Annotated in this window: 24 protein-coding genes; 17 read left to right on the top strand and 7 right to left on the bottom strand. The window is 64.7% G+C overall.

Annotated elements, in window-relative coordinates:
• The first annotated feature begins 29 nt into the window (after positions 1-29).
• The 14 genes from urtB to ACM42_RS21335 all read left to right on the top strand — a co-directional run bounded on the left by urtB (position 30) and on the right by ACM42_RS21335 (position 12,681).
• Positions 30-1,637, top strand: a complete 1,608-nt coding sequence (gene urtB, locus ACM42_RS21400) for an urea ABC transporter permease subunit UrtB (protein ID WP_271529782.1) — start codon at positions 30-32, stop codon at positions 1,635-1,637.
• Entirely contained in the window at positions 1,634-2,803 is a 1,170-nt protein-coding gene (gene urtC / locus ACM42_RS21395) for an urea ABC transporter permease subunit UrtC (protein WP_271529781.1), read from the top strand. Before urtB ends, urtC begins: the two co-directional genes overlap by 4 nt.
• 5 nt (positions 2,804-2,808) lie before the next feature.
• On the top strand, positions 2,809-3,570 hold the full coding sequence (urtD, locus tag ACM42_RS21390) for an urea ABC transporter ATP-binding protein UrtD (protein ID WP_271529780.1): 762 nt from the start codon (positions 2,809-2,811) through the stop codon (positions 3,568-3,570).
• A gap of 3 nt (positions 3,571-3,573) precedes the next feature.
• Positions 3,574-4,269 carry an urea ABC transporter ATP-binding subunit UrtE gene (urtE, locus tag ACM42_RS21385; RefSeq protein WP_028177269.1) on the top strand — a complete coding sequence of 232 codons (696 nt, stop codon included), beginning with the start codon at positions 3,574-3,576 and terminating at the stop codon, positions 4,267-4,269.
• Positions 4,270-4,320: 51 nt separating this feature from the next.
• A complete protein-coding gene (locus ACM42_RS21380) occupies positions 4,321-5,151 on the top strand; it encodes an urease accessory protein UreD (RefSeq protein ID WP_271529779.1) in 831 nt (276 codons plus the stop codon).
• A 37-nt stretch (positions 5,152-5,188) separates the two neighbouring features.
• Positions 5,189-5,491, top strand: coding sequence for an urease subunit gamma (locus tag ACM42_RS21375; RefSeq protein WP_007605424.1), 303 nt, complete (start codon positions 5,189-5,191; stop codon positions 5,489-5,491).
• Between the two features lie 130 nt (positions 5,492-5,621).
• Entirely contained in the window at positions 5,622-5,927 is a 306-nt protein-coding gene (locus ACM42_RS21370; RefSeq protein WP_026202067.1) for an urease subunit beta, read from the top strand.
• 57 nt (positions 5,928-5,984) lie between these two features.
• Positions 5,985-6,524, top strand: coding sequence for an HD domain-containing protein (locus tag ACM42_RS21365; protein ID WP_271529776.1), 540 nt, complete (start codon positions 5,985-5,987; stop codon positions 6,522-6,524).
• A 34-nt stretch (positions 6,525-6,558) separates the two neighbouring features.
• Complete coding sequence (gene ureC, locus ACM42_RS21360) at positions 6,559-8,274, top strand: urease subunit alpha (RefSeq protein ID WP_271529775.1); 1,716 nt, start codon at positions 6,559-6,561, stop codon at positions 8,272-8,274.
• 142 nt (positions 8,275-8,416) lie between these two features.
• A complete protein-coding gene (locus ACM42_RS21355) occupies positions 8,417-8,716 on the top strand; it encodes a putative quinol monooxygenase (protein ID WP_028177262.1) in 300 nt (99 codons plus the stop codon).
• Between the two features lie 13 nt (positions 8,717-8,729).
• Positions 8,730-9,347, top strand: coding sequence for an urease accessory protein UreE (locus ACM42_RS21350; protein ID WP_271529774.1), 618 nt, complete (start codon positions 8,730-8,732; stop codon positions 9,345-9,347).
• Complete coding sequence (locus ACM42_RS21345) at positions 9,328-10,056, top strand: urease accessory protein UreF (RefSeq protein WP_271529903.1); 729 nt, start codon at positions 9,328-9,330, stop codon at positions 10,054-10,056. The genes ACM42_RS21350 and ACM42_RS21345 overlap by 20 nt, the downstream gene beginning before the upstream one ends.
• A 38-nt stretch (positions 10,057-10,094) precedes the next feature.
• Complete coding sequence (gene ureG / locus ACM42_RS21340; RefSeq protein WP_271529773.1) at positions 10,095-10,718, top strand: urease accessory protein UreG; 624 nt, start codon at positions 10,095-10,097, stop codon at positions 10,716-10,718.
• 301 nt (positions 10,719-11,019) lie between these two features.
• Positions 11,020-12,681: a CHASE domain-containing protein gene (locus ACM42_RS21335; protein WP_271529772.1), complete on the top strand. Its 1,662-nt coding sequence runs from the start codon at positions 11,020-11,022 to the stop codon at positions 12,679-12,681.
• Here the strand turns inward: ACM42_RS21335 and ACM42_RS21330 are convergent.
• The 5 genes from ACM42_RS21330 to ACM42_RS21310 all read right to left on the bottom strand — a co-directional run bounded on the left by ACM42_RS21330 (position 12,678) and on the right by ACM42_RS21310 (position 16,906).
• A complete protein-coding gene (locus tag ACM42_RS21330; protein ID WP_271529771.1) occupies positions 12,678-13,322 on the bottom strand; it encodes a TetR/AcrR family transcriptional regulator in 645 nt (214 codons plus the stop codon). The two genes, ACM42_RS21335 and ACM42_RS21330, sit on opposite strands and share 4 nt — an antisense overlap.
• Positions 13,323-13,468: 146 nt before the next feature.
• The gene (locus ACM42_RS21325) at positions 13,469-14,611 is read right to left on the bottom strand and encodes an OpgC domain-containing protein (RefSeq protein WP_271529770.1); all 1,143 of its coding nucleotides are present in this window, start codon (positions 14,609-14,611) and stop codon (positions 13,469-13,471) included.
• Between the two features lie 184 nt (positions 14,612-14,795).
• Positions 14,796-15,251: a hypothetical protein gene (locus tag ACM42_RS21320; RefSeq protein WP_271529769.1), complete on the bottom strand. Its 456-nt coding sequence runs from the start codon at positions 15,249-15,251 to the stop codon at positions 14,796-14,798.
• Positions 15,252-15,344: 93 nt separating this feature from the next.
• Complete coding sequence (locus ACM42_RS21315) at positions 15,345-15,716, bottom strand: DUF883 family protein (protein ID WP_271529768.1); 372 nt, start codon at positions 15,714-15,716, stop codon at positions 15,345-15,347.
• A gap of 77 nt (positions 15,717-15,793) precedes the next feature.
• Positions 15,794-16,906, bottom strand: coding sequence for an AI-2E family transporter (locus ACM42_RS21310; RefSeq protein ID WP_271529767.1), 1,113 nt, complete (start codon positions 16,904-16,906; stop codon positions 15,794-15,796).
• A gap of 207 nt (positions 16,907-17,113) precedes the next feature.
• On the opposite strand from ACM42_RS21310, the gene ACM42_RS21305 reads away from it, so the two are divergent.
• From ACM42_RS21305 to ACM42_RS21295, 3 genes are all read left to right on the top strand, one after another.
• Entirely contained in the window at positions 17,114-17,899 is a 786-nt protein-coding gene (locus ACM42_RS21305) for a L,D-transpeptidase (RefSeq protein ID WP_271529766.1), read from the top strand.
• A gap of 16 nt (positions 17,900-17,915) precedes the next feature.
• Positions 17,916-18,566 carry a DUF2865 domain-containing protein gene (locus ACM42_RS21300; RefSeq protein WP_271529765.1) on the top strand — a complete coding sequence of 217 codons (651 nt, stop codon included), beginning with the start codon at positions 17,916-17,918 and terminating at the stop codon, positions 18,564-18,566.
• Between the two features lie 245 nt (positions 18,567-18,811).
• Positions 18,812-18,967, top strand: a complete 156-nt coding sequence (locus tag ACM42_RS21295; RefSeq protein WP_007599832.1) for a Thivi_2564 family membrane protein — start codon at positions 18,812-18,814, stop codon at positions 18,965-18,967.
• Between the two features lie 61 nt (positions 18,968-19,028).
• Here the strand turns inward: ACM42_RS21295 and ACM42_RS21290 are convergent, their stop codons facing one another.
• Both ACM42_RS21290 and ACM42_RS21285 read right to left on the bottom strand, forming a co-directional pair.
• A complete protein-coding gene (locus ACM42_RS21290) occupies positions 19,029-19,229 on the bottom strand; it encodes a CsbD family protein (RefSeq protein WP_028178419.1) in 201 nt (66 codons plus the stop codon).
• Between the two features lie 129 nt (positions 19,230-19,358).
• On the bottom strand, positions 19,359-21,524 hold the full coding sequence (locus tag ACM42_RS21285) for a malate synthase G (protein ID WP_271529763.1): 2,166 nt from the start codon (positions 21,522-21,524) through the stop codon (positions 19,359-19,361).
• Between the last annotated feature and the right edge of the window lie 215 nt (positions 21,525-21,739).

Below are 21,739 nucleotides of genomic sequence, written 5' to 3'. Positions count from 1 at the left end.
TCCACCCATTTCTGCCGGGGTCATTCACAGTGCCAGCCCATTTGTCCGCCCGTCTCTGCTCGCTTGCACTCTCGTTGTTTCTGATCGCGTTCGCGCTGCCGGCCCTCGCCGGTCCGTTCGAGGATGCGGTCGCCAAATTCGCCAATGACGATTTTTCCGACACGGAAGAGGCGATCGGCGTGGTCGCGGGCAGCGGCAACCCGTTGGCTTTCCCCATCATCAGCGCGCTCCAGGACGGCCGCCTCATGGCCGATCCCGACAGCAAGAAGGTTTACGTCACCGGCGCCGACGGCAAGTCGATCGACGCCGCGACGGGCGAGGCCGTCGCCAGCGTTCCCGACAGTGCGAGCGCGGTCCGCCTGAACAACCGCCTGCGCCGCAGCGTCGACGCCGCGCTCGGTGGCCTGACGCTTCAGTCGCCGGATGTGGGAACGCGCCTGCAGGCCGCGCAGTCGGTCTTCAAGTCGCATGAGGAGACCGCGCTCGAGGCGGTCGATGCTGCGCTTGCCAAGGAAACCAACAGATCCGTCAAGACCGCGCTCGGCGAGGCCCGCGCCGCGATCCTGCTGTTCAAGTCCGACGCCACCGAGGTCGAGAAGCTGGAGGCCGTCGCCACCCTCAAGGCGCGCGGCGACCAGGACGCGCTGGCGCTGCTCACCGGCATGGGCGACCAGCCGGCGTCGGTAATCAAGGCCGCTGCCAGCGCGATCGGCTCGATCCAGAGCACACTCGCGGTCTGGTCCATGGTGCAGAACGCCTGGTACGGCCTCTCGCTCGGCTCGGTGCTGCTGCTCGCCGCGATCGGGCTCGCCATCACCTTTGGCGTGATGGGCGTCATCAACATGGCCCATGGCGAGATGGTGATGATCGGGGCCTACACCACCTTCGTGGTGCAGGAGGTGATCCGCACCCGCTATCCCGGCCTGTTCGACTATTCGCTGCTGATCGCCGTGCCTCTCGCCTTCCTGGTTGCCGGCGCCATCGGCGTGCTGATCGAGCGCAGCATCATCCGTTTCCTCTACGGCCGGCCGCTGGAGACATTGCTGGCAACCTGGGGCCTGTCGCTTGTGCTGCAGCAGGCGGTGCGAACCATGTTCGGTCCGACCAACCGCGAGGTCGGCAACCCCTCCTGGATGAGCGGCGCGTTCGAGCTCGGCCAGATCACCATCACCTATAACCGGCTCTGGATCCTCGTCTTCACGCTCGCCGTGTTCATGATCCTGCTCGCGATGCTGCGCTACACGGCGCTTGGCCTCGAGATGCGCGCAGTGACGCAGAACCGCCGCATGGCGGCCTCGATGGGCATTGCCACCTCGCGCGTCGATGCACTGACCTTCGGCCTCGGTTCGGGCATCGCCGGCATCGCCGGCGTCGCGCTGTCGCAGATCGACAATGTCAGCCCCAATCTTGGCCAGAGTTACATCATCGACAGCTTCATGGTCGTGGTGTTCGGCGGGGTCGGCAATCTCTGGGGCACGCTGGTCGGCGCGTTCACGCTCGGCATCGCCAACAAGTTCCTGGAGCCGGTCGCCGGCGCCGTGCTCGGCAAGATCGCGATCCTGGTCCTCATCATCCTGTTCATTCAAAAGCGGCCGCGCGGCCTGTTCGCGCTCAAGGGCCGTGCGGTGGAAGCATGACCCCTCACATGCTGACGCGATCGCTGGACCGTGGCGCGACGATCTTCCTCGCCGTCGTCGCAGCCTGCGGCATCCTCATCCCGCTCTCGAACCTGCTGCTGCCTGCGGACTCGTTCCTGCAGGTGCCGACCTATCTCGTCGCGCTCTGGGGCAAATATGTCTGCTACGCCATCCTCGCGCTCTCGATCGACCTGATCTGGGGGTATTGCGGCATCCTTTCGCTCGGCCACGGCGCCTTCTTCGCGCTCGGTGGCTACGCCATGGGCATGTACCTGATGCGGCAGATCGGCACCCGCGGCGTTTATGGCAATCCGGTCCTGCCCGATTTCATGGTGTTCCTGAACTGGGAGAAGCTGCCGTGGTACTGGTACGGCTTCGACATGTTCTGGTTCGCCGCGCTGATGGTGCTGGTCGTGCCCGGCCTGCTCGCCTTCTGCTTCGGCTGGCTCGCCTTCCGCTCCCGCGTCACCGGCGTGTACCTGTCGATCATCACGCAGGCGATGACCTATGCGCTGCTGCTTGCCTTCTTCCGCAACGACTTCGGCTTTGGCGGCAATAACGGCCTCACCGATTTCAAGGACATTCTGGGCTTCAACGTGCAGGCGGAGGGCACCCGTGCCGCGCTGTTTGCGCTGAGCTGCCTGGCGCTGATTGTGGGCTTCCTGATCTGCCGCGCCATCGTCTCGTCCAAGCTCGGCAAGGTGCTGATCGCGGTGCGTGACGCGGAATCGCGGACGCGCTTCCTCGGCTACCGGGTCGAATCCTACAAGCTGTTCGTGTTCACGGTTTCGGCCTGCATGGCCGGCGTCGCCGGTGCGCTCTACGTGCCGCAGGTCGGAATCATCAATCCGAGCGAGTTCGCTCCGGGTAACTCGATCGAGGCGGTGATCTGGGTCGCGGTCGGCGGCCGCGGCACGCTGGTCGGTGCCGCGCTCGGCGCCGTCGTCGTCAACTATGCAAAAACGCTCTTCACCTCCGGCGTGCTGGCGCCGTACTGGCTGTTTATGCTGGGCGCGCTGTTCATCCTGGTGACCCTGCTGCTGCCGAAGGGCATCGTCGGCACCTTCAATGCCTGGTGGGATTCGTCGAAGGACAAACGCGCCGCCGCGACCTCCGTGAGCGCGGCGGCCGAAGACGGCGTCACCGAACCCAAGATGGCGGAGTAGGTGCAATGAACGTCATGGATACCCGCGCGACTTCCGCGATGCTCTATCTGGACGGGGTTCACGTCTCGTTCGACGGCTTCCACGCCATCAACAATCTGTCGCTGACGCTCGAGCCCGGCGAGATGCGCGCCATCATCGGCCCGAACGGCGCCGGCAAGACCACGATGATGGACATCATCACCGGCAAGACCAAGCCCGACGAGGGCACCGTGCTGTTCGACGGCGTCACCGACCTGACCCGGCTCGACGAGACCCGGATCGCCGAGCTCGGCATCGGCCGGAAATTCCAGAAGCCGACCGTGTTCGAGAGCCAGACCGTGCAGGACAACCTGCTGCTCGCGCTCAATGTCGACCACAGCGTCAAGGCCACGCTGTTCTGGCGCGGCAGCAAGGCGGAATCCGAGCGCATCGACAGGGTGCTGGAAACGATCCGCCTCACCGACGCCCGCAACCGCCTCGCCGGCAGCCTTAGTCACGGCCAGAAGCAGTGGCTCGAGATCGGCATGCTGCTCGCGCAGGATCCCAAGCTGCTCCTCGTCGACGAGCCTGTCGCCGGCATGACCGACGTCGAGACGCATCTCACGGCCGAGCTGCTCAAGGAGATCAACAAGACCCACACGGTCATGGTGGTCGAGCACGACATGACCTTCGTGCGCGAGCTCGGCGTCAAGGTCACGTGCCTGCACGAAGGCACCGTGCTCGCGGAAGGAACCATCGACCAGGTCTCGTCCAACGAGCGGGTCATCGAAGTCTATCTGGGACGCTGAGCCATGCTTGAGGTCAAGGACATCAACCTGTTCTACGGCGCGGCGCAGGCGCTGCGCGGCGTCTCGATCTCGGCCGAGCCCGGCAAGGTGACTTGCGTGCTCGGGCGCAACGGCGTCGGCAAGACCTCTCTCTTGCGTGCCATGGTCGGGCAGTATCCGATCTCCTCGGGCGCGATCGTGTTCGACGGCAGCGATATCACGGGCCTGAAGCCCTATGAGCGTGCGCGCAAGGGTATCGGTTTCGTGCCGCAGGGCCGCGAGATCTTTCCGCTGCTGACGGTCGAGGAAAATCTCAAGACCGGTTTCGGGCCGCTCAAGCGCGAAGACAGGCATATTCCGGACGACGTGTTCTCGCTGTTTCCGGTGCTGCAATCCATGCTCGGCCGGCGCGGCGGCGACCTCTCGGGCGGCCAGCAGCAGCAGCTCGCCATCGGCCGCGCACTGGTGATGCGGCCGAAGCTGCTCCTGCTGGACGAGCCGACCGAGGGCATCCAGCCCTCGATCATCAAGGACATCGGCCGGGCCATCTCCTACCTGCGTAACCTCGGCAACATCGCCATCGTGCTGGTCGAACAATATCTCGACTTTGCCTGCGAACTCGGCGACAGTTTCGCGGTGATGGATCGCGGCGCGGTGAAGTTCACCTGCGATCGCGCCAACCTGGATCCCGGCGAGATCAGCCGCCAGATGGCGCTGTAAGTCGGGGACCTGTAAGCCAAGAAATCCTGCCGCGACCGGCTGGGGAGACGGATGCGCAGCGACGCTTTAGCGACAACTTCGGTGTTCGAGGCCAACCGCGCCCGCGGCGCTGTCAGGTTCGACGTGCACGCTCGTGACGGTGTGACACGGCGCGGGGCCTTGCACGAATCCGGTTCGCTCCGCGTGCGCTTTCCCTCGCCCGAAGACGAGGGCCTCTCCGGCGTGTTCGTCAACACCGCCGGCGGCGTTGCCGGCGGTGATCGCTTCGACATCGAGATATCGGCGGCGGATGGCTCGCGGCTGACGCTGACCACCGCGGCGGCCGAAAAGGTCTATCGCGCGCCGGGCTCGGCGGCGCAGCTCAACATCGCCCTGAAGGCCGGCGCGGGTGCACATCTCGCCTGGCTGCCTCAGGAGACGATCCTGTTCGATCGCGCCCGGGTTCACCGCCGCTTCGACATCGTGCTCGACGAGAACGCCTCGCTCCTGCTTTGCGAGATCGTCGTGTTCGGCCGCACTGCCATGGGCGAGCGGATGGAGCAGGGCGAATTCGTCGACCGCTGGCGGATGCGCCGCGGCGGCAGGCTGGTCTTCGCCGAAACGGTCAGGCTCGTCGGCGATATCGGCGCCAAGCTCGCGCGATCCGCGGTCGCCAAGGGTGGCGCGGCGATCGGCACGGCTCTGATCGTGCCTGGCGATGAAGCACTGGTCGAGCGCATCCGCGAGGCGTCGGAATCGTTCTCCGGCGAGGTCGGGATATCCGCCTGGAATGGCTTTGCAATGGCGCGGTTCTGTGCCCAAGATGCGGCGCGTTTGCGCGCCGACATGATGGCGGTGCTGGCGCGCACCGGCGTCGCCCTGCCGCGGCTCTGGCTGAATTGATTGGCTGAATAGACGTGTTGAACGGAAGAGATTTCGCATGAACCTGTCTCCCCGCGAAAAGGACAAGCTTCTGATCTCGATGGCGGCGATCGTGGCGCGCCGCAGGCTGGATCGCGGCGTCAAGCTCAACCATCCCGAGGCGATCGCGATCATCTCGGATTTCATCCTCGAAGGCGCGCGCGACGGCCGCACGGTCGCCGAGCTGATGCAATCCGGCGCGCAGGTCCTGACCCGCGACCAGGTGATGCCGGGGATTCCCGAGATGATCCACGACATCCAGGTCGAGGCGACATTCCCTGACGGGACGAAGCTCGTCACCGTGCACGAGCCGATCCGTTGAAGCGCGAAACTGTATCAACATCGTCATGCCCGGGCTTGTCCCGGGCATCCACGACTTTCAGCCAAGCGGCACCACGTGGATGGCCGGGACGAGCCCGGCCATGACGCACCGGAGCAAGACGAGGTAGCATATGATTCCCGGCGAACTCTTCATCCAGGACGGCGAGATCGAGCTGAATGCCGGCCGCAAGACCGTGACGCTGACGGTCGCCAACACCGGCGACCGCCCGATCCAGGTCGGCTCGCACTACCATTTCTTCGAGACCAATCCCGCGCTGAAGTTCGACCGCAAGAAGGCTCGCGGCATGCGCCTCGACATTGCCGCCGGCACCGCCGTCCGCTTCGAGCCCGGCCAGACCCGCGACGTCCAGCTCGTCGCCATGGCCGGCAAGAAGACGATCTACGGTTTCCGCGGCGACGTCATGGGGAAGCTGTGACACCCGGAGGAACGAGCACGGCGCGGCACGGTTGAGGCGAAAACGGAGGTATTTGCCATGCTGCCTGCCATCCGCCTCGTCTCCGAAGCTGCCGAACTCGCCGCGCGCCGCCACAACGGCATGGCGCGCAAGGGGCGCGGAAATGAGCCTTATATCAATCATCTCGCCGAGGTCGCGAACCTGCTTGCGACCGCGACTGACGGTGCCGACGCCGAGCTCGTCGCTGCCGGCTGGCTGCACGACGCAATCGAGGACACCGACACGACGGCTGAGGAGCTGGCACAGAGATTTTCCGCGCGTGTCGCTTCCCTCGTCACCGAGTGCACCGACGATATGAGCCTGCCGAAGGCTGAGCGGCGTCGGCTTCAGGTGCTGGACGCTCCGAAGAAATCCGACGGCGCCAAGCTGATCAAGATCGCCGACAAGATCAGCAACACGGGCGCACGCATTCAAACCGATCCCAGTGCCGAGGAACGCGACGATCTCGCCGACTATGTCGAGTGGGCCACGCAGGTCGTCGCGGGCTGCCGCGGCGGCAATGCGTGGCTCGACGAGAAATTCGACGATGCCGTGAAAGCAGCGAGGGCGCTGCTGTGACCCACCAAATATTCAAACGCAAACGGGGCTTGTGATGTCCGTCAAGATGAAGCGTTCCGTCTATGCCGACATGTTCGGCCCGACCACCGGCGACAAGGTGCGGCTGGCCGACACCGATCTCATCATCGAGGTCGAGAAGGATTTCACCACCTACGGCGAGGAGGTGAAGTTCGGCGGCGGCAAGGTGATCCGCGACGGCATGGGGCAGTCGCAAGTCACCAACAGGCAGGGGGCGGCCGACACCGTCATCACCAATGCGCTGATCGTCGATCACTGGGGCATCGTGAAGGCCGACGTCGCGATCAAGGACGGCATGATCTCCGGGATCGGCAAGGCCGGCAATCCCGACATCCAGCCGAGCGTCACCATCGTCATCGGCCCCGGCACCGATGTCATCGCCGGCGAAGGAAAAATCCTCACCGCCGGCGGCTTCGACAGCCACATTCACTTCATCTGCCCGCAGCAGATCGAGCACGCGCTGATGAGTGGCGTCACCTCGATGCTGGGCGGCGGCACCGGTCCCTCGCACGGCACCTTCGCCACCACCTGCACGCCTGGCCCCTGGCACATCGCGCGGATGATCCAGTCGTTCGATGCCTTCCCGGTCAATCTCGGCATCTCCGGCAAGGGCAACGCCTCGCGCCCTGCCGCGCTGGTCGAGATGATCAAGGCAGGCGCCTGCGCGCTGAAGCTGCACGAGGACTGGGGCACCACGCCGGCCGCGATCGACAATTGCCTGGCGGTCGCCGACGATCACGACATCCAGGTGATGATCCACACCGACACGCTGAATGAATCCGGCTTCGTCGAGGACACGGTCAAGGCGTTCAAGGGCCGCACCATTCATGCCTTCCACACCGAAGGCGCCGGCGGCGGTCACGCCCCTGACATCATCAAGATCGCGGGCCTGAAGAACGTGCTGCCGTCCTCGACCAACCCGACGCGGCCTTTCACCCGCAACACCATCGACGAGCATCTGGACATGCTGATGGTGTGCCACCACCTCGATCCCTCGATCGCGGAAGATCTGGCGTTCGCCGAAAGCCGCATCCGCAAGGAGACGATTGCGGCCGAAGACATCCTGCACGACCTCGGCGCGCTCTCGATGATGTCCTCGGACTCGCAGGCCATGGGCCGCCTCGGCGAGGTCATCATCCGGACCTGGCAGACCGCCGACAAGATGAAGAAGCAGCGCGGCTCGCTGCCGCAGGACAAGGGCAAGGACAACGACAATTTCCGCGTCAAGCGCTACATCGCCAAATACACGATCAATCCCGCGATCGCGCACGGCGTGTCGAAGCTGATCGGCTCGGTCGAGAAGGGCAAGCTGGCCGATCTCGTGCTGTGGTCGCCGGCGTTCTTCGGTGTCAAGCCGGACTGCATCGTCAAGGGAGGCACGATCGTCGCCGCGCCCATGGGCGATCCCAACGCCTCGATCCCGACGCCGCAACCGGTGCACTACCAGCCGATGTTCGGCGCCTTCGGCAAGGCGCTCACGGCGTCCTCCGTCGTCTTCACCTCGAAGGCTGCCGTCACCGGCGGCCTCGCGCGCAAGCTCGGCATCGACAAGAAGCTCTATGCCGTCCAGAACACCCGCGGCAGGATCTCCAAGAAGAGCATGATCCACAACGATGCCACGCCCAACATCGAGGTCGATCCGGAGACCTACGAGGTGCGCGCCGACGGCGAGCTGCTGACCTGCCCGCCTGCGGAGGTGCTGCCGATGGCGCAGCGGTATTTCATGTACTGAAATAGCGCCTCAACGCATGTCCAGGGAGGAAGTCTGGCCGCGTGTCCGGGGACGGCTTTTTGCGGTTTTGCGTTCGGTCCCGCCTGGTCTAATGTCCCGCCCGGTATCTTAACCTTCAGAAGAAAAGCCGGGAGGATTTCTCGTGATCTACGTCGTTGCGACTTTGACCATCAAGCCCGAAACGCGCGCCGAATTCATTGCAGCGGCCACCGCCTGCATCAAGGAGACGCGGAAGGAGCCCGGCAATATCGCCTATGATCTGCATGAAAGCGTCACCGATCCCAGCAAGATGGTGTTCGTCGAGCAGTGGGAGAATGCCGAGGCGCTGGTGCCGCATCGGGGCATGGAGCACATGAAGACGTTCGGCCGCGTCGCGGTGAAGTGCTTCACGGCACCGCCGAGGATCGAAGTGATCACACCCGAGAAGGTCGAGACACGGTAAAGAGGTAGGACGCATGATCCGGGCGACGCAGGTCAGGGGACAGCACCGCTTCACGGAAGCGCCGGCGGATACGGTCGTGCTCGATTTCGACGATCGGCACCGCCGCCGCATGGCGATGACGGGCACGCGGGGGCTCGAATTCCTGCTCGACCTGGAGCATGCCGTCGCGCTGCGCGGCGGCGACGCGCTGGTGCTGGAGGACGGCCGGCTGATCGAAGTGGTCGCGGCGCCCGAGCCGCTGCTCGAGATCCGCGGCCGCGATCCGCACCATCTCATCCGGGTCGGCTGGCATCTCGGCAATCGCCATCTGCCGACGCAGATCATGGCCAAGGCCCTGCGCATCCGTCGCGACCACGTCATCGAGGCCATGGTGAAGGGCCTCGGCGCGCGCGTGATCGAGATCGAGGCGCCGTTCGATCCCGAAGGCGGGGCCTATGCCGATGCCGGCCACGCGCATGGGCACGATGACCATGCGCATCACGACCACGGCCATCATCACCATGATCACGGCCACCACGATCATGATCATGCCGCGCATGATCATGGCCACGGTCACCAACATCACCACGATGAGCACTGCGACCACCCCGACCATCACCACGGCCACAAGCATGCTCATGACCACAAATGAGCCGGTCGGCGCCGGTGCCCTTGTAGAGGGCGAGGCGGCGGCGCTGTACCGGCTGATGACCTGGCTGTCGCCGGCGTTCCCGGTCGGCGGTTTCTCTTATTCCAGCGGCCTCGAATGGGCCGTCGAGGCGGGCGACGTCACCGACACCGCCTCGCTGGCGGATTGGCTCGATGCGATGCTCGGCGACGGCTCCGGCTTTTGTGACGCGACGTTTCTGGTCCACGCCTATCGCGCCGCGGAAGCGGGCGAGACCACCGCTTTGAACAAGATCGCCGAGCTCGCCGCCGCCTTCGTGCCGTCGCGCGAGCGGCAGCTGGAGACGACATCACAGGGCCGCGCCTTCATCGACATCGCTCGCGCCGCGTGGAATGCCGACGGACTGGATGCCGTGATTGCGGTATGCAGCACGCCACTGGTCTATCCGGTCGCCGTCGGTGTCGTCGCCGCGATGCACGCCGTGCCGCTGGCGCCGACGTTGCACGGCTTTCTGCATGCGCTGGTCTCGAACTGGATCTCGGCGGCCAGCCGGCTCATTCCGCTCGGCCAGACGGATAGCCAGCGTGTTCTGGTAAGGCTGGAAGCCGCCGTCGCCGCGACCGCCAATCGTGCACTGGACGCGGCATTGGACGATCTCGGCAGCGCGACGTTCCGGGCCGATCTCGCCAGCATGCGGCACGAGACGCAATATACGCGGCTGTTTCGCTCGTGACCGCCGCGGCCTTAGCCAATCGAGAGAGAGCGAATCACATGTCGAAATCTCACGGCCCCTTGCGTGTCGGCGTCGGCGGCCCGGTCGGGTCGGGCAAGACCGCGCTGATGGACCTGCTCTGCAAGACCATGCGCGAGCGCTATGACATTGCGGCGATCACCAACGACATCTACACCAAATGGGATGCGGAGTTCCTCGTGCGTTCGGGTTCGCTGACGCCGGATCGCATCGCCGGCGTCGAGACCGGCGGTTGCCCGCACACCGCGATCCGCGAGGATGCCTCGATGAACCTCGCCGCGGTCGCGGACATGCGCGCCAAGTTTCCCGGACTTGATCTCGTGCTGATCGAGTCCGGCGGTGACAATCTCGCTGCCACTTTTTCCCCGGAGCTGGCCGACCTCACCATCTACGTCATCGACGTCGCCGCCGGCGACAAGATCCCGTCCAAGGGCGGTCCCGGCATCACCCGGTCCGACCTCCTGGTCATCAACAAGACCGACCTCGCGCCCCATGTGGGCGCCTCCCTGGAGAAGATGGAGACGGACGCCAGGCGCATGCGCGGCGAGCGTCCTTTCGTCATGACCAACCTGAAGAAAAGCGAGGGGCTCGACCGAATCGTCGGCTTCATCGAGACCAAAGGCGGCCTGAAACGGCCGGGCTGACGGGACGCGACCACTTGGCGCGGGCGTTTCTCGCCGTTAACGTTTGGGCAGCGCCGTAGCCGCGCGGAACAAATTTCCGACACGGCGATTAACTACCTCCGGCGCCCCGGGGCAGATCCATCCCTGCCATTCCATCGGCCGGGCCGATTAAGCTTGTCAGGCGACCCAAGTTGCGTACTGATGCCTCCTCCTCCATTATCTCCGCCACTGGGGTCCACCCTGTTTCGGCAGATGGCCGTTCGAGCGGCGTTCATATGCTCCGTGTTTGTTGCCGACCTCCTGCTTTCGCCTGAGTAATCGCGTGATCAGGCTGGGTTTCATCATCGGCTTCATCGCTTTGCTCGGGGTCTTGCTCTCCGGGCTTGCAGCCTATCGCGTCCATGACCAGGAGCTGGCGCTGGATCGGATCGCGCTCGCGCGCGCGATCGACGTTCATGCGAGCCTGGTTCAAGACCGCCTCACCGAGCGGGAGCTGCTCGCGCGTGTCGCCTCAGGCCTGTTCCGCGCGCCATCCGTGATCAAGCCGAACATGCTGGAGCCGCTGCGCTCGGCGATCTACGCCTTCAAGACCGATTTCGTGGTGGCCGGCTGGATCGCCCGGCTGAAGCCGAACGAGCTCGCGGCGGCTCAGGCCGCCATCGCCGGCGCGGGCTTCCCAAATCCGCAGATCCGTTCCTATGACGACAAGCCGATCAATCCGGCCGAGATCACTCAGCCGATCGACGTGCTGATGGACCTCGAGCCACGCAGCAACGAGACCAAGACGCTGCCCGGCCGCAGCTACGATCAGGATCCCGTTCGCAGCGCCATGCTGACGCGTGCGCGCGCCGAGAAGAGGTCGGTTGCCTCGGACCCGGTGCCGCTGATCCGCGGGAACGGCGCGATCGGCATCATCGTGGCTGCGCCCGTCATTCCCGAGGGAGCAACGGAGCCGGCCGGGTTCGTCACATTCTCCTACGAGCTCGCCACGCTGATGCTGACCAACGACGACATGTCGTTGTTCGCAGTCGCGCTCAGGGATCCGCGCAAGGAAGGCGGCGAGCTGATCGCCAACGAGCAGGGCGTGGTCTCGACGCGCAGGGTTGCGGCGGACGGGCCGGCGCCGTCGGCGACGCGCACGGTGAGCTTCGGTGGCCGCGACTGGCAGCTCAGTTATTATGCGAAAACCAACTCGGCGCGTCGCGCCGAGCAGACCGCCATCATCGTCGCGGCGATCGGCTTCGCGATCACGGCAATGGTGTGCGGCCTGTTCGGCTATGTCGCCTACAACAATCTGCGGCTCAGCCGGGAGATCCAGGTCAGGATCGGGTTCGAGCGCCGGCTGACCGCGGTCATCGACGAGCTCAATCACCGCGTCAAGAACATCCTGGCGGTGATCCAGTCGATCGTGACGCGCACCTTGCGCCACGGCTCGGACATCGACAACGCGCGCGAGCTGCTGATCGGGCGCATCCACGCCATGTCCAACGTGGTCTCGCTGCTGAGCGAGAGCCAGTGGCAGGGCGTCAAGCTGAAGGGCCTGTTCGAGGCGCGAGCCATCCCGCATGCCGACCGCATCGCCGTCACCGGTCCTGATATCGCGGTCAGCGCACGCGCGGCGCAGAGCCTGTCGCTGCTGTTCTTCGAGCTTGCCTCGCATTCCGACGAGGGCCTGTCGCTGGTTGGAAAGCATCCACACATCACCGCCAACTGGACGGTGACGGGAGAGGACGGCAACGAGGTCTTCCATTTCCGCTGGGAGGAGTTCAACACCAGCGAGGCGACGCGCCGGCCGGATTCCGATTTCGGTCTGATCCTGCTCGACCGTGTCGCGCCCGAGGCGCTAGGGGGCACCGCCAAGCGCTTCTTCACCGACGTCTCCTACGTCTATGAATTGACCGCCCCGATGGAGACGGTGGTCGACATGACCGAGCGCGACCGCACGGACAAGATCTCGGCGCCGGTCAGGCCCGTGCGCAGCTAACCCTTCGGCCGCAACACGAGATCGACGAGGCTGCGCGCGTAAGCCGGCGTGACCGGCGTGATGCCGAAGACGTAGCGATAGAACAGGCTGCCATAGATCGCATCGTAGAGATCCTCAGGAAGCCCCTCAGCCAGAATGCTGCCATCCTGCTGGCCCGCGGCGATCATCTCGACGAGCGCATCGCGGCGGAATTGCAGATAGCGCGCGTAGAACAGCTCCGCCGAGCCGGTCTTCGAGATGCATTCGGAGATGACGGCGAGCTGGACCTTGCCGAACTCGCCCTGGAGCGCTTCGGCATAGGCCGCGGCATGGCGGCGCGCGCGCGCCGCGGGGCTGCCGGAACTCGCCGGCGGCAGCGGCAGCATCTGTGCGGCGTGGTGGAGAAAGGCGTCGATCAAAAGCGCCTCGCGGGACGGCCACCATTTGTAGATCGTCATCTTGGAGACGCCGGAATGGCGCGCGACCGCGTCGATGGTGGTGGCGGCAAGGCCGGTGGAGGCCATTAGCGCATAGGCGCTCTCGAGAATGGCGTTGCTGCTCTCGATTGACCTCGGCCGGCCGCGCCGGGGCGCGCTGTCAGCCTCGTCACCCCCGCCTTTCCCCCTCGCCACGCCCGGTCTCCTCACGCAGACTTTCGGCATAGCGCAGCCATGGCCTTCGGCCTAGCAGAATCGCACGATTTTGCGACTAAGCGCGATGCGATTAGGACGAATCGTCATCGCGCTTCAGGTTGTTGTTTAAGCATGATCTTTTCGGAAAACCGCTGCGCACTTTTCCGGATCATGCTTTAGGCCTGCTGCCTCAGGGCGGCAGGCATGTCCTGCCGCTTCGACCAGGCGACGTAGTAGGCGACGGCGGTCATCGCGGCGAAGCCGATGATGCTCACCACGATCTGCATCGCCACCAGATTGGGGCCGGTGATCAGGATGAGATGGCCGGCAAAGGACAGGAACACGCCGACGCAGAACACGGCGAGCCATTCCTCGCCGCATCGTATGACCGCCTGAAGCGGCTTCAATCGCAGGCCGGGGTGATCGGCCGGAATCAGATGGGTCGCGAGCAAGGCGAGCGCGAGGAAGTGAACCACGCGATAAGGCGCGAGGTTTTCCTTGTCGGTCGGCGCGATGCTCTCGAGGAGCAGGCCTGGCAGATAGGCGGACAGTTGCGGCGAATGGCGCAACAGGGTGATCGCCATCGCGAAGACGAGATAGCTCCCTGCGAGTATCCGCAGCCAGGGAAGGTCGCGCAGCGCCCGTCCCGGTGCGCCTGTGACGGCGAACCACCCGCCCAGCACCATCAGCATCTGCCAGCAGAGCGGATTGAAGGTCCACTCCTGGTCGGGAGAGACCCGAAAATTCCACTCGAACCAGCGTGCGGCAAGATACAGCGCGACCGATGCCGCAAGCGTCAGGTTCGGCCGTCGCAGCAGACCCCACAGCGCGAACGGAAAGAAGGCCATCAGAGGAATCATCAGCTGCAGAAGGTCGAGGTTCAGCGGCTCCTCCTGGAGCACGAGACCGCGAATCAGGATGCGCAGCGGGTGCTCGAGAATCCCCGAGATGTTGTATTCATGGATGATCTCCGGCGCCATCGATTGCGAGGCGACATAGGCGATGGCGTCGATATAGATCACAAACAGCACGACATAGGCGGCGTAGAGCCGCCAGACGCGGCGAAAGATCCGCGTTGTCGCGACCAGGTAGCCGCGCTCCAGCGTCATCCTGCCGTGGATGATCGCGACGCCATAACCCACGACGAACACGAACAGGTCCGCCGCGCCGCTGAAGCCGAAGTTGCGCAGCGTCAGCAGGTTGACGACGTTGTTCGGAATGTGGTCGACGAAGACCGACCAGTTGGCGATGCCGAGCGTCAGATACAGCCTAGCGTCGTGATGGAATGCGGCGAGGTTCGCCTTGACGGACGTTTTCATTGAGTAAAATAGCTTTGGGAATCAGGATGATGCTTTTACCGGCAACCTCCTGCCTATCCGAGTAGCGTTTGCGTGAATGGGGCCGGTTTGCACCGATTGGCGCAAAATTGCGCCGCGTCGCGTCGATCGCAGCGGATAGACGCGCTCGCAGGATCCACGACGAAATTTCCTAACCGGCTGACCGCTATTCGGCGGGTTCAGCCGACACTTCGTCGGACGCACCGGCGCGGCTCGCCAGGATGCCGAGGGCGACGCCGCCGATCGCCAGGATCGGCAACAGCCGCTTCATGCCGATGGCGCGAACGATCTGGAGCCCGGTGGCGAGGAGCATCGGATCCGCAAGCATGCTCTGCGCGGCCGACTTCGCGGCGCGCTCGGCCGCGATCTGGGCACGCTTCTGCACCTCGCGCTTGTAGCCCCAATAGGAGCCTGCCGCCGCCAGGGTCAGCAGGAAGAAGATGCCAGCGCCGGCAAGGCAAGCCTGCACCGGGCCATATGTCTCCAGGACCGAGATGAAGGCGGCGGCACAAAGGAAGCTCGTCGTCACCAACAGCGCGAAGGCCGCACCTGCGGCAAGGGAGGTCAGCCGAACCGTCGTGCCGGTGGATGCACTGATCGCGTCTATGATGCGCTGAAACATGGCCTTGCTCCTCAAATCCCCCACAAGCCGAAACGTCACAAGTTGACATCGGCGGCGCGGCAGCGCCGCCGTCTCAGCATCCGTTCCGCAACCTTACCGGCGCCAGGCGACGCCGATCAGGAAGCCGATGCCGAGCGCCAGTCCGACGGTCGCGAGCGGTCGCTGCGTGATCGCCTCTTCCAGCGTCTCCTCGATCGAGCCGTAGGCGTCTTGCGCAGCTTCCATCATCGCGCTGCCGCGCTCGGACATGTCGTCCATCGCGGAATCCACGTTCTCGCGCGCCTGGCGATAGCCGCGGCGAGCCTGCTTGCCGGTAGAGTTGGCGAAAGTATTGAGCGCGTCGGTGATCTGGTCGGTGAGGGTGGCGATATCGCTTTTCACGGCTGCTACATCCTTCTCGAGGCGTTCTCGGGTGGCTTTGTCGGTCCAGTCTTTCATCCCGGCTTCGGCATTGGGCGTGGACATCGGGAGCTCCAAACTGTTGACGGCTGAGATAGCCGAAGAACGTTTCGTCGTCGGGGAAGTTCCGTCACGGAAACCAGTCAGGCCTGCGGCAGATGCGGCGCGTCCGTTGGCAGCAGATGCTCCTTGAGAATCAGAGCCATGATCAGAAGCGGTGATGATAGGAACGCGCCCATGGGGCCCCACATCCAGGTCCAGAAGGCCAGCGCAAGCAGGACCGCAAGTGCATTCAGCGCCAGTCGCCGGCCGATAATGGTCGGCGTGATGAAGTGCCCTTCCAGGAAGGTGAGCCCGCCGAAGGCGAGCGCGGCCACGAGGCCGCCGCCGATGGTCGGGAAGGCGACCAGCCCTACCACGACCAGCACCACGAACATCGCGACCGGCCCGATGATCGGGATGAAATTGAGCGTTGCCGCCAGCGCGCCGAGCCCGGCCGGATTGGGCATGCCGGTGAGCGCGCAGATGAGGCCGGTGCCGATGCCGACGCCCACATTGATCAGGGTGACGGTCAGGAGGTAGTTGCCGAGATGAACCTCGATCTCGTTGAGAATGCGAAGGGTACGCAGGCGCGCGTCGCGATCGCTGAATGTCATGATCATGGCTCGCCGCAGGTCGCGCCAGCTCGCGATGAACAGAATGAGGGTGACGAAGAACAGCAGGAATTCGGCAAAGGTCGGAGAGAGGAACTCCAGCGTCGGTTGCACCCACTCGACCTTGGGCATATGGAAACTCGGCAACCCTTCCGATCCGCCGAGCATGACCTGCATTTCCCGCCACAGCGAAAGCGGCCGGTCGAACACGTTCAACTTGTCCTTCAGTTGCGCACCTAGCTCCGGCAGGCGCGTGCTCCACTCCATCACCGGCGAGGCGATCAGCGCGACGACAAAGGCAACCACTGTCGTCCCCGCGATCACGATCAGGACAGCACCGAGCGCCCGCGGCACCTTGTACCGCTCCAGGAAGTTCGCCGCCGGCGACAGCATGGTGCCGGTGACGAAGGCCATCACCACGGGGAGGAAGAACGCCCTTCCGACATAGAGCACGGTGACGACCGCAATCAGCAGCAGGCCCGCGAGTGCGAGAGCGACGAACTCGGTGCGGCGGATCACCGGCGGCAGCTCGCCACGGCTCTCAGGGAGCGGCTCGCCTTCGCTGTTTCCGGAAATCAGGCGTTCGCTGGGAAGGACGCGCACAACATATCTCCCGCATGGAAGGCTAGCGATCCGCGCGCCCATTCCATAACGTTGCGGAGGGAGCGCGAGTTCCATCGCAGCTTCGTGAAGTTGTGCTCTCTTGACTGTGACCAAGCTGCCGCAGCCTGCGGTGGAACTCGAATCGGCACCGCTGCGTTGCTTGAACCAGCTGCGTCACCCTGATGCAGACGTCCAACGGGGCAGCACATGACGAAGTTCTCTGTAGTCCGCCGCAGCTCTGCGCTGCGCTCTGTCGCCGCGTTCGCGCTCGCTACTGCCTTCCTCGCGGTAACCTGTGGTGGCGCGAGCGCGCAAACCTCAGGCTATGCTCCGATGCAGCCGCAGGCCTATCCGCAGGACCAGGGTTACTCCCAGGGTTACTCCCAGGGCGACGTCAACGAGGCGCCGCAGCCCGCCGACGAGGACGCCCAGTTGCCCGACCGGCTGCGCAAGCAGATCGTCAGCTTCGACAGGGGCGAGCCGGCCGGTACCATCGTCATCGACACCAACAACACCTATCTCTACTACGTGCTCGGCAATGGCCGCGCGATCCGCTACGGCGTCGGCGTCGGCCGCGAGGGCTTCACCTGGTCGGGCGTGCAGAGCGTGAGCCGCAAGGCGGAATGGCCGGACTGGCACCCGCCGACCGCGATGATCGCGCGCCAGCCCTATCTGCCGCGCTTCGTCGCCGGCGGCCCCGGCAATCCGCTCGGCGCGCGTGCAATGTATCTCGGCTCCAGCGAATACCGCATCCATGGCACCAACGATCCCTCCACGATCGGCAAGTTCGTCTCGTCCGGCTGCATCCGCATGACCAACGAGGACGTCATCGACCTGTTCAACCGGGTCAATGTCGGCGCCAAGGTCGTGGTGCTGCCGAAGAACGCCCCGTTGATGGCCAAAGGCGCAGATCCCGCGCGAAAGCGCCCGGCCGTGAGCACGCTGCCCACCGGCCGCCATGCGTTGAACATCACGACGTCGGCCGTGAACTGAGAGTGAGCGAGGTCATATGAGCAGGCGCCTGGTTGGCAAATTGGCTGGCGGTACGGCGATGTTGATCGTTGTCTCCGCCGGTCTGGCGTCGGCACCGCCGGCGCATGCGGAGGATTTCTTCTCGGCATTGTTCGGCGGCTTTCGCATGCGGCCGCCGCCGGAGATCCGGACGCCGTTCCCGAATGACGACCTGCCGCGCTATGAAGCGCCACGCCAGCGGTCCTCCTATGGCGGCGGCACGGCTTATTGCGTGCGCGGCTGTGACGGCCGCTATTTCCCGGCGCAAGGCACCGATGCCGGGAGCAAGGCGCAATCCTGCAAGAGCTTCTGCCCGGCCTCTGAAACCTCGCTCGTCTACGGCAGCAATATCGACGACGCCACGACGGAGAACGGGAAGTCCTATTCCGACCTGCCGAACGCGTTCCGCTATCGCAACGAGATCGTCGCGGGGTGCACCTGCAACGGCAAGGATCCGGCTGGGCTTGCCCAAGTCAAGGTCGAGGATGATCCCACCCTGCGCAAGGGCGACATCGTGGCCGGCGCCGGCGGCCTCGTGGTCGCCAGCCGCAACGCCAACGACCGTCGTGGCGTCGCGATGAATTTCTCGCCGCTGCCGGACTCGGTGCGCGCCAAATTCCGCCAGGTCCCCGTGGTGGCGAAGGAGTAGGGTTATCGCAACGAAGCATCCTCGCCCCATCGGCCGTCGTCTCCGGACAAGCTCGCCGCGAGCGCACGCAGGTCCGGATCTGCGATGGCGGACGCAACCTCGTCGGAAGAATGAAATCGTAGGTGGCTCAGCCGATCGTAGAATGACGGATTCTGCGAGAGATTGCAGCAGGTTGCCGAAGTGGAACCGACCAGAGTGCAGCGCGTTAAGAACAGCGGCACAATTTGCCCGAAGGGGGTCCTGCAATGCTGGTTGGCGTACTCGTTACCTTTCTCGTCGTCATTCTCGTGCTCTATCTCATCAACATGCTGCCGATGGACGGCCGCGCCAAGCAGATCGCGCGCGTGGTTGTCATCATCATCGGCATCGTGTCGCTGCTGAAGTATCTGGCGGTATTCTAGCGGACTTACGGATATCCAATAAGAAGCCCCGGCCTGAGCCGGGGCTTCGTTGGTGCTGCGCTCAATGCAGCCCTTTGAGCCAGTCGTCGACGTCCTGACGAACCTGGTCCTTGGCCTTGCCGTAGCGTTCCTGGAGCCGGCCTTCGAGCTGCTCGCGGCGACCCTCGATCAGCGTGAGGTCGTCGTCGGTGAGCTTGGCCCATTTCTCCTTGGCCGAGCCCTTGAATTGCTTCCAGTTTCCTTCGATCCGGTTCCAGTCCATGACCGTCTCCCGTGGGTTGATGGCCGGACAACGCGGTCCCCGGCGCAGCCGTTCCGCGACCCGCCGCGGCGTTTCGCCCACAAAAAAGCCCCGGCGTGAGCCGGGGCTTTTGAAGTTCTCTATCGGCGCTCAGCCCGTCGCCTTGGCCTCGCGGCGGCGCGCGGTCAGGATGTACTCGGTGTAGCCGTTCGGCTGCTCGCGGCCCTTGAAGATGAGATCGCAGGCCGCCTTGAAGGCGACGCCGTCAAAGGCGGGCGCCATCGGCTTGTAGACGGGATCGCCCGCGTTCTGCTTGTCGACGACGACTGCCATGCGCTTCAGCGATTCCATCACCTGCGCTTCGGTGATCACGCCCTGGTGCAGCCAGTTGGCGAGATGCTGACTGGAGATGCGCAAGGTGGCGCGGTCTTCCATCAGGCCGACATCGTGGATGTCGGGCACCTTGGAGCAGCCGACGCCCTGGTCGATCCAGCGCACGACATAGCCGAGGATGCCCTGGCAATTGTTGTCGATCTCCTGCTTGACGTCATCCGGCGCCCAGTTCGACTTCGACACCGGGATGGTGAGGATGTCCGAGAGCTTCGCGCGCGGTCCGCCCTTGGCGAGCTCCTGCTGGCGCGCGATGACGTTGACCTGGTGGTAGTGCAGCGCGTGCAGCGTCGCGGCGGTCGGGGAGGGGACCCAGGCGGTGGTGGCGCCGGCCTGCGGGTGGGCGAGCTTCTGTGCCAGCATGTCCGCCATCTTGTCCGGTGCCGCCCACATGCCCTTGCCGATCTGGGCGTGGCCGGGCAGGCCATCGATCAGGCCCATGTCGACGTTCCAGTCCTCATAGGCCTTGATCCAGGCCTGCGCCTTCATCTCGTTCTTGCGGATCATCGGGCCCGCTTCCATCGAGGTGTGGATCTCGTCGCCGGTGCGGTCGAGGAAGCCGGTGTTGATGAACATGATGCGCTTGGAGGCGCGCTGGATGCAGGCCTTGAGGTTGACGGTGGTGCGCCGCTCCTCGTCCATGATGCCGACCTTGAGCGTGTTCTCAGGCAGGCCCAGCATCTTCTCGACGCGGTCGAAGATCTCGCAGGTGAGCGACACCTCGTCGGGGCCGTGCATCTTCGGCTTGACGATATAGGCAGAGCCGGTGCGGCTGTTCTTGACCTTGGAGTTGCCCTTGAGGTCGTGGATCGCGAGCAGGCCGGAGACGGCAGCATCGAGCAGGCCCTCGGGGACCTCCTGGCCCTTCTCGTCCAGCACCGCGTCGGTGAACATGTGGTGACCGCAATTGCGCATCAGGAGCAGGCTGCGCCCGTGCAGCTTGAACTCGCCCTTGCCGTCAGGCGTCTTGTAGCCGCGGTCGGCGTTGAGCGAGCGCGTCAGCGTCTTGCCGCCCTTCTCGAAATCGGCCGAGAGCGTGCCGTTCATCAGGCCGAGCGTGTTGCGGTAGACCAGCACCTTGTCTTCGGCATCGACCGCCGCGACCGAGTCTTCCATGTCGAGGATGGTCGAGACGGCCGCTTCCATGATCATGTCTGCGACGCCGGCCGGATCGTCCTTGCCGATCGCGCTGCTGCGGTCGATCTTGACCTCGATGTGCAGGCCGTTGTTGACGAGCAGCACCGCGCTCGGCGCCGCCGCATCGCCCTGGAAGCCGGCGAATTGTGCCGCGTTTTTCAGCGCGGTGGCATTGCCGCTCTTCAGCTTCACCGCAAGCTGGCCCGCGACGACGCTGTAGGCGGTGACGTCGGTGTGGCTGCCGGTCGCGAGCGGGACGGCGGCATCGAGAAACGCCTTGGCCTTGGCGATCACCTTGTCGCCGCGCGCCTTGTTGTAGCCCTTGCCGCTCTCGGCAGCGTCGTGCGGAATCGCGTCGGTGCCGTAGAACGCGTCATAGAGCGAGCCCCAGCGCGCGTTCGCCGCGTTCAGCGCGTAGCGCGCATTGGTGAGGGGGACGACAAGCTGCGGACCGCAGATCTTGCCGATCTCCTCGTCGACATTGGCGGTCTCGACCTTCTGCGTCGCCGGCTCCGGGACGAGATAGCCGATCTCTTTCAGGAAGGCGGTATAGGCGTCGAGGTCGAACGCCTTGCCCTTGTTGGCGCGGTGCCAGTCGTCGATCTTGGCCTGCAGCGTGTCGCGGAATGCGAGCAGCGACCGGTTCTTCGGCCCCAGTTCCTTGATGATGGCGGCAAGCCCGGCCCAGAACGCATCCGGCGCGATCCCCGTTTTCGGGGCCGCTTCCTTGGCGATGAAGTCAAACAGGACGGGAGCGATCTTCAATCCGTGGGCGTCGACGCGTTTCATGATGGGCTTTCTTGTTGGAAATGGCTGTTTTTGGCTGCTTTTGACCCGACAGCAGCAAAATGCGCCCACGCGGGGCGGCTTTCGGGGGTCTATTAGCCCCAAAATCGGGGCGGTGAGAAGACCCCAAGGGGGTTGTCAAAATGTCAAGGAAAGGTGGGGGGTGGGGTCGGGCCACGCCCCGCAAAAGCAAAGGAAGTACAGGCACTCTTTCCGGC

The organism is Bradyrhizobium sp. CCBAU 25338, assembly GCF_028128965.1.
GTDB lineage: Bacteria > Pseudomonadota > Alphaproteobacteria > Rhizobiales > Xanthobacteraceae > Bradyrhizobium > Bradyrhizobium liaoningense.
The sequence above is the reverse complement of the archived record's forward strand: the minus strand, read 5'-3'. Positions and strand labels throughout refer to the sequence as shown.

Bases quoted from the DNA above. Each gene is read 5' to 3' on its own strand.
- urtC (WP_271529781.1), top strand. From the start codon at position 1,634: ATGACCCCTCACATGCTGACGCGATCGCTGGACCGTGGCGCGACGATC.
- urtD (WP_271529780.1), top strand. From the start codon at position 2,809: ATGAACGTCATGGATACCCGCGCGACTTCCGCGATGCTCTATCTGGAC.
- urtE (WP_028177269.1), top strand. From the start codon at position 3,574: ATGCTTGAGGTCAAGGACATCAACCTGTTCTACGGCGCGGCGCAGGCG.
- ACM42_RS21380 (WP_271529779.1), top strand. From the start codon at position 4,321: ATGCGCAGCGACGCTTTAGCGACAACTTCGGTGTTCGAGGCCAACCGC.
- ACM42_RS21375 (WP_007605424.1), top strand. From the start codon at position 5,189: ATGAACCTGTCTCCCCGCGAAAAGGACAAGCTTCTGATCTCGATGGCG.
- ACM42_RS21370 (WP_026202067.1), top strand. From the start codon at position 5,622: ATGATTCCCGGCGAACTCTTCATCCAGGACGGCGAGATCGAGCTGAAT.
- ACM42_RS21365 (WP_271529776.1), top strand. From the start codon at position 5,985: ATGCTGCCTGCCATCCGCCTCGTCTCCGAAGCTGCCGAACTCGCCGCG.
- ureC (WP_271529775.1), top strand. From the start codon at position 6,559: ATGTCCGTCAAGATGAAGCGTTCCGTCTATGCCGACATGTTCGGCCCG.
- ACM42_RS21350 (WP_271529774.1), top strand. From the start codon at position 8,730: ATGATCCGGGCGACGCAGGTCAGGGGACAGCACCGCTTCACGGAAGCG.
- ACM42_RS21345 (WP_271529903.1), top strand. From the start codon at position 9,328: ATGCTCATGACCACAAATGAGCCGGTCGGCGCCGGTGCCCTTGTAGAG.
- ureG (WP_271529773.1), top strand. From the start codon at position 10,095: ATGTCGAAATCTCACGGCCCCTTGCGTGTCGGCGTCGGCGGCCCGGTC.
- ACM42_RS21330 (WP_271529771.1), bottom strand. From the start codon at position 13,322: ATGCCGAAAGTCTGCGTGAGGAGACCGGGCGTGGCGAGGGGGAAAGGC.
- ACM42_RS21325 (WP_271529770.1), bottom strand. From the start codon at position 14,611: ATGAAAACGTCCGTCAAGGCGAACCTCGCCGCATTCCATCACGACGCT.
- ACM42_RS21320 (WP_271529769.1), bottom strand. From the start codon at position 15,251: ATGTTTCAGCGCATCATAGACGCGATCAGTGCATCCACCGGCACGACG.
- ACM42_RS21315 (WP_271529768.1), bottom strand. From the start codon at position 15,716: ATGTCCACGCCCAATGCCGAAGCCGGGATGAAAGACTGGACCGACAAA.
- ACM42_RS21305 (WP_271529766.1), top strand. From the start codon at position 17,114: ATGACGAAGTTCTCTGTAGTCCGCCGCAGCTCTGCGCTGCGCTCTGTC.
- ACM42_RS21300 (WP_271529765.1), top strand. From the start codon at position 17,916: ATGAGCAGGCGCCTGGTTGGCAAATTGGCTGGCGGTACGGCGATGTTG.
- ACM42_RS21295 (WP_007599832.1), top strand. From the start codon at position 18,812: ATGCTGGTTGGCGTACTCGTTACCTTTCTCGTCGTCATTCTCGTGCTC.
- ACM42_RS21290 (WP_028178419.1), bottom strand. From the start codon at position 19,229: ATGGACTGGAACCGGATCGAAGGAAACTGGAAGCAATTCAAGGGCTCG.
- ACM42_RS21285 (WP_271529763.1), bottom strand. From the start codon at position 21,524: ATGAAACGCGTCGACGCCCACGGATTGAAGATCGCTCCCGTCCTGTTT.